The organism is Streptomyces mangrovisoli, assembly GCF_000974985.2.
Classification (GTDB): Bacteria; Actinomycetota; Actinomycetes; order Streptomycetales; family Streptomycetaceae; genus Streptomyces; species Streptomyces mangrovisoli.
The window spans coordinates 204,801-218,692 of sequence record NZ_LAVA02000097.1; the positions used below are offsets into that span (position 1 = coordinate 204,801).

The window sequence follows — 13,892 nt, forward strand, 5'->3', positions numbered from 1 at the left end:
GGCGCGGGGGACTGTCCGTCCCGCGCCGCGGCGGGCGTTCAGCCGATGCGCGTGCCCGCGCCGCCGACCCGCACCCGGGGGTCGCCCGCGCGCAGCGTCACCGTGAGCTCGCCGGGGCGCCCCAGGTCCTCGCCCTGGTGCAGGGTCAGGACGGCTTCCTCGTCGACCAGGCCGAGTTCACGGGCGTACGCGCCGAACGCGGCGGCCGCGGCACCGGTGGCCGGGTCCTCGACGACGCCGCCGACCGGGAACGGGTCACGCACGTGGAAGACGGTGGGCGCCTCGCGCCACACCAGCTGAACGGTGGTCAGATCCAGCCGGTGCATGAGGGCTTCGAGGCGCGCGAAGTCGTAGTCGAGGTCCGCGAGCCGCTCGCGCGTCGCCGCCGCGAGCACCAGATGGCGGGCTCCGGCGAACGCCACCCGCGGCGGGAAGGCCGGGTCCAGATCGGCGGCCGGCCAGTCGAGCGCGGCCAGCGCCTCCGCGAGGTCGGCGGCGGCGATCTCCTCGATGTGCGGCTCGACGCTGGTGAGGGTGGCCCGCAGGGTGCCGCCCTCCTCGCTCACCTCCACCGGCACGATGCCGGCCGGAGTCGAGAACACCAGGTCCCCCGGGCCCTTCCGCTCGGCCAGGGCGACGGCGGTCGCGACGGTGGCGTGTCCGCAGAACGGCACCTCGGCCTTGGGACTGAAATAGCGGACGGTGTAGGACCGCCCCGGCCCGCCGCCGAGGCCCTCCGGGGGCGCGGTCAGGAACGCGGACTCGGAATATCCGAGTTCGGCGGCGATGGCCAGCATCGCGCTGTCGTCCAGACCGGTGGCGTCCAGCACGATCCCGGCGGGGTTTCCGCCCTCGGGGTCGCTGGAGAAGGCGGTGTATCGCAACACCTCGGGCCGGGGCGAGTTGGTCGTCATGATCGACCCAACCCGGCCCGGCCCGGGGCTATTCCTCACGGCCTTGCTCAGTGGCGCGCCGAGGCCTGCTCCTGGAGGAGGGCGGTGATCTGGTTGACGTCGTCGAAGATGCTGATGAAGCTGTTCAGGTCGGGGCTGGAGGCGCCGTTGACGCCGACGAAGAACGTCAGCAGGCGGCCGTCGTCGGTGCGCAGGTAACCGGCCTCGTTCTGGGCCGCGACCTCGAGCTGCTGGTTCAGCTCGTCGTACCCGAGGTAGGTGCCGGGCTTGGCGAACACCTTGCCCTTGGCCGGGCAGTTCTCGGTGCACGAGATCGCGTTGGAGCCGTCGACACCGAGGATCGGGAGCAGCCGTCGGAAGGCACCCGCGTCGGGCGTGTGCAGCCAGTACGTGAGGAGCTCCACGAGCCCCTGCGGGGTGACCCGGTCGGGCTGGACACCGCCGCGCCCGTCGGACGCCTGGAACTGGGTCGGGTCGACGTGCGCGACGTCCGTGAGGAACTCGCGCTCGATCGGGAACGCGTCGAAGCAGTCCTTGCTGCCGCGCGCGACGGCCATGTTGCACAGCGCCAGGTTGGCGCCGAGGTTGTGGCTGACCTTGAGGATCAGCTTGGCGTACTGGCTGTACGGCGGCGAGACGTACGCGGCGACGCGGGAGTCGCCCCGGTAGGAGGCGGGCAGCTGGTCCTGCGGGTTGGCGCCGGTGGGCGCCGCGGTGACGGTGACGCCGACCCGGCCGAGGGCCTCGATCAGCGCGGTGCGGCCGAACGCGTTCGGGTCCTGGATGTCGGAGACCCGCAGCAGGGGCTGGGAGCCGGCGGCGATGGTGCCGGAGAGGTGGATCTGCGTGCCGTCGGGCGAGGCGGTCACGCTGACGTTCGTGGTGCCGCCCTCGGCGACCGTACGCACGCTCGACGTGACGTGGTACGGCGCCACCTGCGGACGCCACGACAGCTCGGCCGGCTGTCCGGGCGTCGTCGGGGTGGTCAGGAGGTCGATCAGGTTGTCGTTGAGGATCAGGGGGGTGGGCTGCGGGGTCAGGTCCGGGAGCTTGAACAGGCGGGGGTCGATGATGACGTTGCCGTCGACCCGGGTGATGCCGGCGTCGCGGATCTGCTGCGCGATCTCGTTGATGCCGGCCAGCGGGTTCTCGGGGGTGAGGGACGCGCCGGGGAGTTCGGCCTCGGTGTGGTCGATGTCGGTGTAGTCCACCGAGCCGTCGGGCTTCGTGCGCCCGCCCATCGTCAGGTCGCCCTGGGCGACGAGCGCCAGGTTCCCGTGGAGCGTGGAGCCGGTGCGGGTGCCGGTCGCCATCACGGGGGTGGTGAAGCGGTGGTTCGGGCCGAGGGTGTGCCAGGCGCTCGAGATGGTGATCAGCTTGAGCGTGGAACCGGGGACGAAGAACTGGTTCGCGAACTGGGAGTGGATCACCCGGCCGCTCTCCGGGTCCGTCTCCAGCACGCCCCACTGCGCGTGGTCGTATTCGGCCTTGTGCATGATCGCCTCGATGGCGGGCCCGAGGTCGTCGCCGTGCGCCGCCGCCGGCGGGCCGGCGGCCACCGCCCCCGCCACCACCGCGAGTGTCGCACCGGCGGCCGCCCAGGCCCGCAACCGCGCAGAGTTCATCGGTCTCATCCATCCGCCGTTTCTGGAGTCGAAGAAGCCGGGCCGGAACGGCGGCGCGCGACGCGCGGGGCCGACCGACTCGCACGGGCCCTGCTGGCCAGGTCGCTTCAGGCGGCATCGTAGGAACCCGAGCCGCGCGTATTCCGCAGCTCGGCGCCGTGGCGACGGGCCGGGCGGCAACTTCATCCGGTCGGGCGATCATCATGGCCCGGGATGGCGCAGTGCGGCCGCGGCGAGCCGGGGCGGGCACGAGCCGCGGGGCGGCTGCGGACGGCCGCCCGCGAAAGGGCCCTGGTGACGCCGCGTGCCAGAATCAGGCGCGCCGCGCGCCTGGGCCGGGTCGTGGGTGCGGGACACGGCACGGTTCGGCCGCCGAAAGTACGGGGAGGGCTGTCGATTCCGGGCCGCGCGTACGACGTAGGGGTGTAGGTCGACAACCAGCTGGAAGGACAGCACCGTGGCTCAGTACGCCATCCTCATCTACGCGAAGACGCACGCCGACGCGGCCGAGGCCGCCCCCGGGGCGCGTGCGGCCCATGACCGCCACTTCGAGGAGTTGGTGCGCTCCGGCGCCCTGGTCGCGGCCTTCGCGCTGCATCCCGCCGCCGACACGGCGACCTCGGTCCGCGGGGACGTGGTGACGGACGGGCCGTTCATCGACGCCAAGGAGGTCGTCGCCGGGATCGCCGTCGTCGAGGCGCCCGACCTGGACGCCGCGTTGGAGATCGCGCGGGCCAATCCCGCCACGTGGCAGGGGGGCGGCGTCGAAGTACGGCCCGTCGAGGGCGGCTTCGTCGCGGAACGGGCCGGTGACGGCGGGCGCGCCGGGGATCGGCCCGCCGCGGGCCGCTCCGTCGCCGATCGTCCCGCCGCGACATGACATCACCGGCAGCGGTCGCGACGGCGCTCGCGGACGCGCACCGTCGCGGGTGGGCCCTCGCGCTCGCCGCGACGGCGCGGGTCTCCCGCGACCTGGAGGTGGCTGAGGAGTGCGTGCAGGAGGCGTACGCCGCGGCCCTGGCGAGCTGGGCCCGCGACGGGATCCCGAGGAACCCGGAGGCCTGGCTCACGGTGGCGGCCAAGCGCCGCGCCATGGACGCGGTACGACGCGAGCGGGCGTTCCGCTCCAAACTCCCGCTCCTGGTGGAGCCCGAGGAGTCGGAGCACGCGCCCGCCGTCGAGGAGGCGCCCGCCGTCCGGTCCGAGGACGTCGTCCCGGACGAGCGGCTGCGGCTCGTCTTCCTGTGCTGTCACCCGGCGCTGGCACCGGAAGCCCGGTTGGCCCTCACCCTGCGACTGGTCTGCGGGCTGCCGACGGCCGACATCGCCCGGGCGCTGCTGGTGTCGGAGGCCACGACGGCCGCCCGGATCACCCGGGCGAAGAAGAAGATCGCGGCTGCCCGCATCCCGTTCCGGCTGCCGAGCGCGGCCGAACTGCCGGATCGGCTGCGGGCCGTGCTCGGTGTGATCCATCTGCTGTTCACCGCTGGGCACACCGCGCCGTCCGGCGCGTCCCTCGTGCGTCAGGACCTGGTGGACCAGTCGCTGCGGCTGGCCCGGATCCTGCGGGAGTTGATGCCGGACGAGCGAGAGGTCCGAGGACTGCTGGCGCTGCTGCTGGTGACCGACGCCCGGCGTGCCACCCGGGTGGACGCCGACGGCCGCCTGCTGCGCCTGGAGGACCAGGACCGTTCGCTCTGGGACCGCCCGGCGATGGCCGAGGCGCACGACCTGATCGTGGCCGGACTGCGCGCCGGCCCGCCGGGCCGCTATCTGCTGCAGGCGGCGATCGCCTCGCTCTACGCCGAGGCACCGTCCTACGACCGGACGGACTGGCCGCAGATCGTGACCCTCTACGACGAGTTGCTGACGGTGTGGCCCTCGCCGGTGGTCGCGCTCAACCGTACGGTGGCACTGTCGATGGACCGAGGGCCGGCTCAAGCACTGGCCGCCGTCGAGGAGTTGGAGAGCGACGGCCGATTCGCGAGCTACCCGTACCTGCCCGCGATCAAGGCGGACCTGCTGGGGCGGCTGGACCGTCCCGGGGAGGCCGCGATCGCCTACGGCCGGGCACTCGAACTGACCGAGAACACCGCCGAACGCGAGTTCCTGACCCGACGCCTCGCCGATTCCCGCCGGATGCGCGGACCGCTCAACGGCGCGACACCCGAGCATGGTTCGGCACACGTGCACAGCTCGGCTCGCGCGCATGGTTCGGCACCCGTGCACAGTTCGGCTCGCGCGCATGGTTCGGCACCCGTGCATGGTCCGGTGGCCGACGCGACGACGGCCGCCGAACCGCCCGCCGAGTGACGGCAGAACGCCCGACCCGGGTCCTCAGGACGACGGGCGATCCGCTCCCCGCACCTGCGGGACCGGCAGGCGGAACAGGCCGCGGAGTCTGCGCAGTGCCTCCTCGTCGCCTGATGCCGACGCGGCCCCGGACTCGATGGCCTCCCCGAACGACAGGCCCTGGCCGGTCACACGGAGGAACGCCTCCTGGGAGATCGAGACGGTCACGTCCGGGCGTTGGGCCGGCCCGTGCAGCGCCTCGATGACGCCGTCGTCGATCCGGGCGTGGAACAGCTCGTCGTCGATACGGAATTCGTAGACCGCGTGCAGCCCGGCGGCGGCCTCGGGCTCGAAGCAGGCGCGCAGGCCCAGCACCGCCCACCCCGGATGGAACGTGTCGGTCTCGCGCAGGTCGGCCATCGCCCACTTCAGGCCCCAGCGGGCCAGTTCGAGGATCGCCGGTCCGAGCTCCTCCCCCGCCCGGGTGAGGGCGTACGCGGGCGTCCGGGCGGGCGGGGGCAACGTGACCTTCCGGGCCAGTCCCTCTCGTTCCAGGTGCTTGAGACGGGCGGCCAGCAGCCCGGTGCCGAGGCCGCGCAGGCTGGACTGGAGGTCGCCGAACCTCTTGGGCCCGGTCAGCAGCTCGCGGATCAGCAGCAGCGTCCAGCGCTCGCCGACGAGGTCGAGGGTGCGCGCGGTGGCGCAGTACTGGTTGTACGTTCGCTGTTCCACTACGTCATTCTAGACTTCGCGCTTCCGGTTCTTGAATCACGTACGTTCTTCCCGCGTTCCTCGGTGGTGCCCGGGTTCCTGCGTCATCCGAGGTCGAGAAGGATCCGGGCCAGCGGCTCCGGGTCGGTGAGCATCACGTCGTGCGGCCCGTCCAGGGGGTGCGTCCGGTACCCGAGGGCCGCGCCGAACCGGTCGAAGGGGAAGGTGCGCGGCCTGCACCACAGGGCGGTTCCGGGGATCTGCTCGACGGCCCCGCTCAGCCGGGTCGCCTCGGTGAAGCCGCGCAGCGGTTGCGGGCGCAGGCGCGAGGCCAGCCAGGCCGCGTCGTCGGGGTCGGTGACGCCGAACGCCGCGGGCGGCGGCGCCGGGATCCGCCGACCGTCCCCGAACGCCAGCGCCGCCGCACGGAGCGCGTCGACGAACGAGTCGGGGGCGAGGCCGAACAGGGCGGCGCCGTCGGGACCGGCCCAGCCGTCGACGAGTACGACATGACCGACGGCGTCGGGCCGCGTGTCGGCGGCCTGCCGGACGACGAGTCCCGCGTAGCTGTGCCCGACCAGCACGAGACGGCCCGGCTCCTGGAGGGAGTCGAGGGCGGCGACGACCGTCTCGGCGTGGTCGTGGAGCCCGCGGTCCCCGTCGGCGCCGAGGTCGGGCGTCACCGTGCGCGCCCCGCCTGCGTGCAGCAGGGGCACGAGCCGCTCCCAGGCCCACGGGCCGTGCCAGGCACCGTGGACGAGCACGAAGGTGGTCATCGGTCACTCTCCCCGCGCAGGAGGGGCAGAACCCGGTCGGCGAACTCCTCGAGTCCGGCGTCGTGGTCGTCGGTCGCCAGGCGGATGACGAGGTGGCGGGCGCCGGCCGCGACGTACTCCGCCAACCAGGCCGCGGCCTGGCGGGCGGTACCCGCGAACAGGGCCTGGACGGCGGCGACGAACTCCAGCGGGGCGCCGTAGTAGCGCTCGATGCTCGCCCGCATACGGTGCCGCGCCCGCCCCGGGTCCTCGTCCAGGCACAGCGTCGCGTACAGGGCCGGGGTGACACCACGGGGCGTCGCGCCCTGCTCGCCGGCGGCCCGGATCACCTCGCGCTCCTGCGCGTACGTCGTCGCCGCGGGCGGATAGGGAAGCCATCCGTCGGCGATGCGGGACACGCGCCGCAGCGCCGCTCCGCCCCCGCCCGCCAGCCAGACCGGCGGTCCGCCCGGGCGGTGCGGCGCGGGCGCGATCCGCACGTCCTCGAACGCGAAGTGCTCACCCCGGTACGACACCTGTCGCCCCGACCACAGCTGTCGCATGGCGTCGATCGACTCCTCCATACGGCTCGTACGGCGGGCGAATCCGACACCGACGGCCTCGAACTGGGCCCGGGTGGCGGCGTTGGGGAACCCGCCGCCCATGCCCGCGATCAGGCGCCCCTCCGACAGCCGGTCCAGCGTGGCGAGTTGCTGCGCCAGCAGGAGGGGATGGCGCAGCGCCGGAAGGAGTACGGCCGTACCGAGCGCGACCCGTTCGGTGTCCCGGGCGGCGGCCGCGAGCACGAGCAGCGGATCCGCGCGCGGCCTGGTCACGGGGCTGTCGCCGGCCCAGACCGAGTCCAGCCCCCAGTCGCTCCGCCCGTCGCGCCTGGCCGACGAGCCGCCTCAGATCGTGCTCACCCGCCACGGCCCGGTCACGTGTCGGCAGCAGGTACCCGACCTTCAACTCCGCCATCAGCCCTCCCGGCCGACCTCCGTCGACTACCTGATCGTAATCCATTGACTTCTTGTTTTTGAAGTGACAGGTTCATATTCGCCTACCAGGAAAGGGAGTTCACGATGACCGAGGCCCTGTACACGGCGCACGCGCAGGTCACCGGGGGCAGGAACGGGCACGGGCGCACGAGCGACGGGCGGCTCGACCTGGACCTGCGACAGCCCAAGGGGCTGGGCGGGGACGGCGAAGGCGTCAACCCCGAGCAGCTCTTCGCGATCGGCTACGCGGCCTGCTTCGGCACGACCCTCGACGTGCTCGGGCGGCGCGCCGAACTCACAGCGGACGACGCGGAGATCGACGCGGCGGTCTCCCTGGCCCCCGCCGAGGGCGGCCGCCTCCGGCTCGGCGTCGAGCTGCGGATCTCACTGCCCTCGCTCACCGACGAGCAGGCGACCGAACTGGCCGGCGCGGCCCACCAGGCATGTCCGTACTCCCGCGCCACCCGCGACAACATCGACGTGAGGCTGGTGGTCAACGGAACACCCCTGTGACGGCCGGACCCGCCTGACCCCTGCCCCCACGCGCACACCGCCCCGCATCCGCACCCGCCCCGCGCCCTCCCCCGGAGCGACGGCCGTCCGCCCGCCCCGGGCGCGGTCTTAGGATTGCCGGCGTGATGGCAACAACCAGTGACATCGAGAAGGCGGCCGGAGTGCTGCGCGCCGGCGGCCTGCTCGCCCTTCCGACCGAGACGGTCTACGGCCTGGGCGCCGACGCCGAGAACCCCGCCGCGGTGGCGCGCACCTTCGAGGTCAAGGGACGTCCGCCCGACCACCCGCTGATCGTCCACCTCGGCGGCGCGGAACACCTGGACGGCTGGGTGCGGGACGTGCCCGCGACGGCGCGCCTGCTGGCCGAACGCTTCTGGCCCGGGCCGCTGACGCTGGTGCTGCGGCGCGGCGACCGCGTTCCCTACGAGGCGACGGGCGGCCTGGAGACGGTCGCCGTGCGGGTGCCCGACCACCCCGTCGCGCTCGCGCTGCTGTCGGCCTTCGGCGGCGGCGTGACGGCCCCGTCCGCCAACCGGTTCGGCTCGGTCAGCCCCACGACGGCGGACGACGTCCGCGCCGAGCTGGGCGACAGCGTCGACTTCGTGCTGGACGGCGGCCGGTGCGAGGTCGGCGTCGAGTCGACCATCGTCGACGTCACGGGCGACACCCCGACCATCCTGCGGCCCGGCGGGGTGACGCGCGAGGACCTCGAAGCGGCGCTGGGGCGCCCCCTCGCCGTTCCCTCGACGAGCCGGGTCCGCGTCCCGGGCCAGCATCCGTCGCACTACGCGCCCCGCGCGCGGGTCGTCCTCGTGGAGCCGGAGAAGGTCGTCCACGAAGCGGAGCTGGCGCAGGAGTCGGGACACCGGGTGGGCGTCTTCGTCCCCGCCCCCTTCGGCGACACCGCGGTGAAGGCGCACGCGGTGGTGGCGGTCCCGGATTCGGCGGCGGCGTACGCCCGCGGTCTGTACGGGTTCCTTCGCGACCTCGACCAGCAGGGCTGCGACCTGATCATCGCGTCCCTGCCCGCGGAGCGGGGACTGGGCCTGGCCATCGCCAACCGGCTCCGCCGCGCCGCGGGGCCCCGGGCCACCGACTGACCGACCGACGCGCCTCGCACCTTGACGGGACACCCGCCCCGTCGGGTGCGGGGCCCAGCCCCCTCCCCCATAAGGCTCTGCCCCCGCTCACCCATGACCCGATGCTAGCAACGCTAGACAATCGAGCGGCAGTAGTACTAGCGTTGCACCATCACCTAGCAGTGCTAGAACTCAGGAGGGGTCACCATGCTCGGCACACTTGAGATCTTCACGACCGTGATCGTCGGCGTGATGGTGGGGGTGGAGTTCGCCGTCGCCTTCGTCATGAACCCGATCCTCGACGCGCTCCCCGAGGACAGCACCCAGCTCGGCCATGCCCACGGGGGCCGGATGCTCGGCGCCGTCATGCCGTTCTGGTACATCGGCTCGGTCGTCCTCGTGGCGATCTGGGCCGTCGCCGGACGCCACCACGACGGAGCGGGCCTGGTCGTCACCGCAGGCGCCCTGCTGATCCTCAGCGTGGTCATGTCGATCCTGCTCCTGGTCCCGATCAACAACCGGAACAAGACGTGGACCCCGGAGAACCGTCCCGCCGACTGGAAGCAGCAGCTGAACCGCTGGAACCGCTTCCACTACGTCCGCGTCGCCGTCATCATCGCCGCCTTCGCCCTGCTGGCCACCGCCCGCTGAGCGCGGGCGCCGCGGCCCGACGAGGAGTGGGCACTGCCGCACGGCAGCGCCCGGGTGCACCACGGCGAGGGCCGCCGGGGCGTGGTCAGGTCCGTCCCGACGGACAACGATCCCCATGCCCTCATGACCGCCGGCATCGGGGAGTGGGTCCTCGACCGGCCGCCCGACGGACCGGCCGCCCGACCCACGGCCCGCGGCCCCGCGAAACGAGCGCGGGCCCGGCGGACGGCGTCAGCCCGTGGGACGTATCGCCAGCAGCCGAGCCCCCGGGTCGATGCCGACCTCCTGAAGGCTGCGCGCGTCGTTCGGGTCCAGCCGGCGCGCACGCCGCCACGAACGGCCGACTTCCGTGAAGATCCGGCCGGTCGCCGCGTCGCGGAGCACCCACTCGAGGCCGTAGGACTCGATGTCGACGTATTCACGGATCGATACATAGATCGTGTCGAGCAGATCACTGACCGTCATGGAGTCCACCGGGAAGCTGAGCACCTTCGTCTCTATGCTCGCCTCGATGCCGCTCAGGTCGATCTCCACCGAGCGCCGCTGGAAGTCCTGTCGCGCGGCCCGGACGGCCTCCTCGACCAGCGCCTGCGGCCGCGCGCGGTCCTCCAGGGGCAGCCGCGGCACGACTACCTCGGTCAGCGCGGTGCGCACCGCCGTCTCGACATTCTCCCAACTCCTGCCGGCACTTGACGAGATCGCCGCCACGTAGGTCTCGATGCTCGGCGGATCGGAATAGTCCTTCGGCGCGTACAGCACGAAGGGCCGGGTGAGCAGGATGCGGAAGAACGCGACGGCCACCGCCGAGGGGAAGGCCACGGAGAAGACCGCGAGCATGCCCTGGATCCAGCCGTGGGCCTGCGAGGCGGCCACACCGACGGTGACCTCCGCCAGGCCCAGGAACAGCGAGATGATCCACAGCGGGTTCAGCACCCGCCCGGGCGGGGCTTCGGGAGTGGCCTCCCGCGGCTCCGGTGTCCTCGGCTCCGGTGTCCTCGTCACAACAGCCCCTTCACACCGTCCCGTTCGCATCCGCGCCTACGGTAGTGGGATCTCCCCCGGTACGGCCGGACAGGCGGAAAGCCGGAAAGCCGGAAACCCGGCCGCACATACGCGAGGCGTGGCGTCATCGCCGGTTCCGGCTGCGTTTGCGTGTCACGTCGCCGGAGAGAACCATGGCTTACATAGCGCACGGCCGGTACCTGACGCCTTTGTAAGGAGCCGTGTCATGGGAGCAAAGGTCTATTTCATCAAGGGGGACAGTTACGCGCGCTACGCGCTGGATCCCGATCCGGGCAGCGTCGAGTACGTGAAGCAGATCGCCACGAACTGGGGAAGTCTCGCCGCGCGCGGATTCGCGCAGGGCATCGACGCCGCCGTGAACGACGGCGCGGGATACGTCTACTTCTACAAGGGCGGCACGTACGTCCGGTACAACATCGCCGCGAACGACGTGTCCGATCTGGTGGGTGAGCCGCCGTACCCGTGGCCGCTCACCACCGGATGGTCGGGTTTTGTCACGGGCACCGGATTCGAGAACTACCTCGACGGCGCCCTCGACGTGGGCGACGGCTCCGTCTGGTTCTTCCATGACGATCAATGCCTGCGCGGAGACACCCCGTCGGGAATCCTGACCGGCCCGGACAAGATCTCCTCGCTCGCCCCGAGCCTCGCCGACGTGGGGTTCGACTCCGACATCGACGACGCCGTACGACTCCCCAACGGCAAGGCGTACTTGTTCAAGGGCGCGCAGTACGTGCGCGCCGATCCGGCCACGCTCACGGTCGATCCGGGCTACCCGTTGACGACCGCGGACCAGTGGCCGGGCTTCCCTCCGGGGTTCCCCGCGCAGGACTTCGACGCGGTCTGGATCAATCCGAACCACGCCTGAGCGCCACGCCTCCGGAAGTCGGGCACACGCCCGGCGAGTTGGCGCAGGCCCGGGCGGAACACGCCACCGCCCGGGCCCAGTACGGCTTCGTCAGGTGCGCAGGACCATGACGAGCAGTACCACCAGCGCGATCAGCAGCGCGCCGCCCACCGACGCCAGGGCGATCTTCACCGCGCTGTACGGCCGTTCGCCGATGACCTCGCCGGTGCGGGCGTTGACCATCACCGGCCATGCCCTGCCCGCGTGCAGGTAGGTCAGGAACCAGACGGGCAGCAGCACCAGCTTGTAGGTGAGGCCGCTGTAGAGGGTGGACATCGAGTGCACCCGCTGCTCGTTGCCGCCGATGTCCCGCTTGCAGTCGGCGCGGATCACGGGTGCCATCCGCGCCTTCGCCGACTCCAGGCCGGTCTCCGGCTCGACGTCGTAGCGGACGGTGCGGAATCCCGCCAGGTACTCCTCCTGGTAGGGCACCGTCTCCTCGAGCGGCCAGGGGGTCAGCTTGTCCAGTTCCTCCACCGGCACCTGGCCGCTGCCGGGCACCAGCACGTCGTCGAAGAACCGGCCGACCGTCCCCGAGGTGTGGTGCCAACGAGTGTGCCGTACCTGCCGGGTGCGGCCCTCGGAGTCCTCCTCCTGCACCCAGTAGTACTCGCCCCGCTCGCCGCGGTACTCGGTGGTGGTCTGCGCGTCGTACGTCCAGTGCGGCAGGTAACTGCCCCTGAACGTCTCGGCCTCGGTGACCTTCTTCAGCTCGTTCGGCGCGAACCAGCGGGATCTGGTCCACTTCGCCAGCGCCTCACGGGCCTGGTCGCGGCCCACCCCGAAGGGCAGCACCGCCTCGGGCACCACCCGCTCGGTGCCGGCGGCGTCGGAGACCAACGGGCTCGCGCAGAACTGGCACTTGTCGCTGAGCGTGTCGCTCTCGGTCACCGCGTGGCAGCCGGGGCAGGTGTACACCTTCATCTGCCCGGGGACGACGGCCCGTCGGGGCAGCGCGGCCAGTTCCTCGATCGGGTGCTCGGTCACCTGCCGCGGGATCGGCGTGATGTCCTGCTCGTGCCTGCAGTACGGGCAGCGCAGCGCGTAGGTTCCGGGCGCGTACTCGCTGACCCCGCCGCACGCCTCGCACTGGAACGCCCGGTCGGGCGCCGGAGTGACGTCCTGATCCGTCAACTCGACTCTCCTTGTCACCTGTTGCCGGAGGGTTCCGGGTGGCGGATCTCAGTCCTGCGGGGGCAGCGGCGGCGGTACGTCGGCGAGCAGCGCCGCCAGCTCCGGGACCTGGTCCGCGGGCAGCCAGGCGGCCTGCCCGCTGCGCCAGACCAGCGTGGTCCGGTGCAGGTGTCCGGCCGTCACCTGTCCGGCCAGCGCGCTCTCGTCGTACGGCCCCTGCTGCTGTCCGGCGACCGCGATGAACCAGCGCGGCGCGGTGGGCAGCGGCGGCGGTACGTCGGAGTGGGCCGGAGCGGGGGCGGGCTGTGCCGGGGCCTGCGGCGCGGCGGCGGAGCCGGCCGCCGCACCGGACGTGCTCTGCGCGATCCGTTGACCCAGCGCCATGCCCACGCCCAGCCCGACGGCGTCACCGCCGGTGCCGGGGTTGGCGGCGGCGAGCGGGATCGCGTCGGCCGCCTGGAGCTTGGCGTAGTCGTCGAGGTTGCCGGCGATCGCCATCCGGGAGCGGGTGTCGATCGCCGCCTCGACCTCCGGCGGGACGCTGATGTTCTCGATGTAGAAGCGGGGGATGGCGATGCCGGTCGAGGCCAGCTCCAGCGTCAGCGCCTTGGCGAGCTGCCGGCCGATGCCGTCCTGCCGGGCGGCGAGGTCGAGCAGCGGCACGCCGGCCGCGCCCAGCGCGGAACCGAGCTTGGAGACGATCAGCTGCCGCAGGTGGTCGCCGACCTCCTCGGTGCGGAACTGCGGGTCGGTGCCGACGAGTTCGCGCAGCAGCGCGGCGGCGTCCACGACCTGGGCGGCGAACGTGCCGAAGGCGCGGACCCGGACCATGCCGAACTCGGCGTCCCGCAGGATCACCGGGTTCTGGGTGCCCCACTTGAAGTCGGTGAACTGCCGGGTGGTGACGAAGTAGACCTCGGCCTTGAACGGCGACTCGAAGCCGTGCTTCCAGCCCTTGAGGGTGGACAGGACCGGCATGTTCTGCGTCGAGAGAGTGTAGGTGCCGGGCTCGTAGACGTCGGCCAGCCTGCCCTCGTTGACGAAGACGGCCACCTGCGACTCGCGCACGACGAGCCGGGCGCCCATCTTGATCTCGTTGCCGTGGCGCGGGAAGCGCCACACGATGGTGTCCCGGCTGTCGTCGGTCCACTCGATGATGTCGATGAACTCACCGCGGATACGGTCCATCAGCCCCACAGCAAACCCCACTCCCCCCGCGTCTCTCCGAAGACCGCCGCTCGCCGCTCGGCGGTCCCAGGACGGTGACCGCATGACGATCAAGCGATCAAC

At 72.3% G+C, this 13,892-nt stretch carries 14 protein-coding genes; 6 read left to right on the forward strand and 8 right to left on the reverse strand.

Features of this window, described 5'->3' with window-relative positions:
- Nucleotides 1–38 precede the first annotated feature (38 nt).
- Both WN71_RS33295 and dacB read right to left on the reverse strand, forming a co-directional pair.
- Nucleotides 39–914, reverse strand: a complete 876-nt coding sequence (locus WN71_RS33295; RefSeq protein WP_046582744.1) for a PhzF family phenazine biosynthesis protein — start codon at nt 912–914, stop codon at nt 39–41.
- A 47-nt stretch (nt 915–961) separates the two neighbouring features.
- Nucleotides 962–2,539, reverse strand: coding sequence for a D-alanyl-D-alanine carboxypeptidase/D-alanyl-D-alanine endopeptidase (gene dacB / locus WN71_RS33300; protein ID WP_107469837.1), 1,578 nt, complete (start codon nt 2,537–2,539; stop codon nt 962–964).
- 457 nt (nt 2,540–2,996) lie between these two features.
- Between dacB and WN71_RS33305 the strand changes: the two genes are divergently transcribed.
- Together WN71_RS33305 and WN71_RS33310 are read left to right on the forward strand one after the other, a co-directional pair.
- The gene (locus WN71_RS33305) at nt 2,997–3,419 is read left to right on the forward strand and encodes a YciI family protein (protein WP_079178303.1); all 423 of its coding nucleotides are present in this window, start codon (nt 2,997–2,999) and stop codon (nt 3,417–3,419) included.
- Nucleotides 3,416–4,852, forward strand: coding sequence for an RNA polymerase sigma factor (locus WN71_RS33310; RefSeq protein WP_079178304.1), 1,437 nt, complete (start codon nt 3,416–3,418; stop codon nt 4,850–4,852). Before WN71_RS33305 ends, WN71_RS33310 begins: the two co-directional genes overlap by 4 nt.
- Before the next feature lie 24 nt (nt 4,853–4,876).
- Here WN71_RS33310 and WN71_RS33315 read toward each other — a convergent pair whose 3' ends face one another.
- The 3 genes from WN71_RS33315 to WN71_RS33325 form a co-directional block, all read right to left on the reverse strand.
- Nucleotides 4,877–5,563 carry a winged helix-turn-helix transcriptional regulator gene (locus WN71_RS33315; RefSeq protein WP_046592931.1) on the reverse strand — a complete coding sequence of 229 codons (687 nt, stop codon included), beginning with the start codon at nt 5,561–5,563 and terminating at the stop codon, nt 4,877–4,879.
- 83 nt (nt 5,564–5,646) lie between these two features.
- Entirely contained in the window at nt 5,647–6,318 is a 672-nt protein-coding gene (locus tag WN71_RS33320) for an alpha/beta fold hydrolase (protein WP_046592930.1), read from the reverse strand.
- Nucleotides 6,315–7,133 (reverse strand): LLM class flavin-dependent oxidoreductase, encoded by an 819-nt coding sequence (locus WN71_RS33325; protein WP_240529856.1) that lies wholly within the window; start codon nt 7,131–7,133, stop codon nt 6,315–6,317. The genes WN71_RS33320 and WN71_RS33325 overlap by 4 nt, the downstream gene beginning before the upstream one ends.
- 246 nt (nt 7,134–7,379) lie before the next feature.
- On the opposite strand from WN71_RS33325, the gene WN71_RS33330 reads away from it, so the two are divergent.
- The 3 genes from WN71_RS33330 (at nt 7,380) to WN71_RS33340 (ending at nt 9,538) form a co-directional block, all read left to right on the forward strand.
- The gene (locus WN71_RS33330; protein ID WP_046592929.1) at nt 7,380–7,808 is read left to right on the forward strand and encodes an organic hydroperoxide resistance protein; all 429 of its coding nucleotides are present in this window, start codon (nt 7,380–7,382) and stop codon (nt 7,806–7,808) included.
- Nucleotides 7,809–7,933: 125 nt separating this feature from the next.
- The gene (locus WN71_RS33335; protein WP_046592928.1) at nt 7,934–8,908 is read left to right on the forward strand and encodes an L-threonylcarbamoyladenylate synthase; all 975 of its coding nucleotides are present in this window, start codon (nt 7,934–7,936) and stop codon (nt 8,906–8,908) included.
- Between the two features lie 186 nt (nt 8,909–9,094).
- Nucleotides 9,095–9,538 (forward strand): anthrone oxygenase family protein, encoded by a 444-nt coding sequence (locus WN71_RS33340; protein ID WP_046592927.1) that lies wholly within the window; start codon nt 9,095–9,097, stop codon nt 9,536–9,538.
- 231 nt (nt 9,539–9,769) lie between these two features.
- Here the strand turns inward: WN71_RS33340 and WN71_RS33345 are convergent, their stop codons facing one another.
- Nucleotides 9,770–10,540, reverse strand: a complete 771-nt coding sequence (locus tag WN71_RS33345; protein WP_167382984.1) for a hypothetical protein — start codon at nt 10,538–10,540, stop codon at nt 9,770–9,772.
- A 226-nt stretch (nt 10,541–10,766) separates the two neighbouring features.
- Here WN71_RS33345 and WN71_RS42065 point away from each other — a divergent pair, with 226 nt between their 5' ends.
- Nucleotides 10,767–11,429, forward strand: a complete 663-nt coding sequence (locus WN71_RS42065) for a hemopexin repeat-containing protein (protein WP_046592926.1) — start codon at nt 10,767–10,769, stop codon at nt 11,427–11,429.
- A 90-nt stretch (nt 11,430–11,519) separates the two neighbouring features.
- Here the strand turns inward: WN71_RS42065 and WN71_RS33355 are convergent, their stop codons facing one another.
- Nucleotides 11,520–12,602, reverse strand: a complete 1,083-nt coding sequence (locus WN71_RS33355; protein ID WP_046592925.1) for a TFIIB-type zinc ribbon-containing protein — start codon at nt 12,600–12,602, stop codon at nt 11,520–11,522.
- A 48-nt stretch (nt 12,603–12,650) separates the two neighbouring features.
- Nucleotides 12,651–13,790, reverse strand: a complete 1,140-nt coding sequence (locus WN71_RS33360; RefSeq protein WP_240529857.1) for an SPFH domain-containing protein — start codon at nt 13,788–13,790, stop codon at nt 12,651–12,653.
- Nucleotides 13,791–13,892 lie beyond the last annotated feature (102 nt).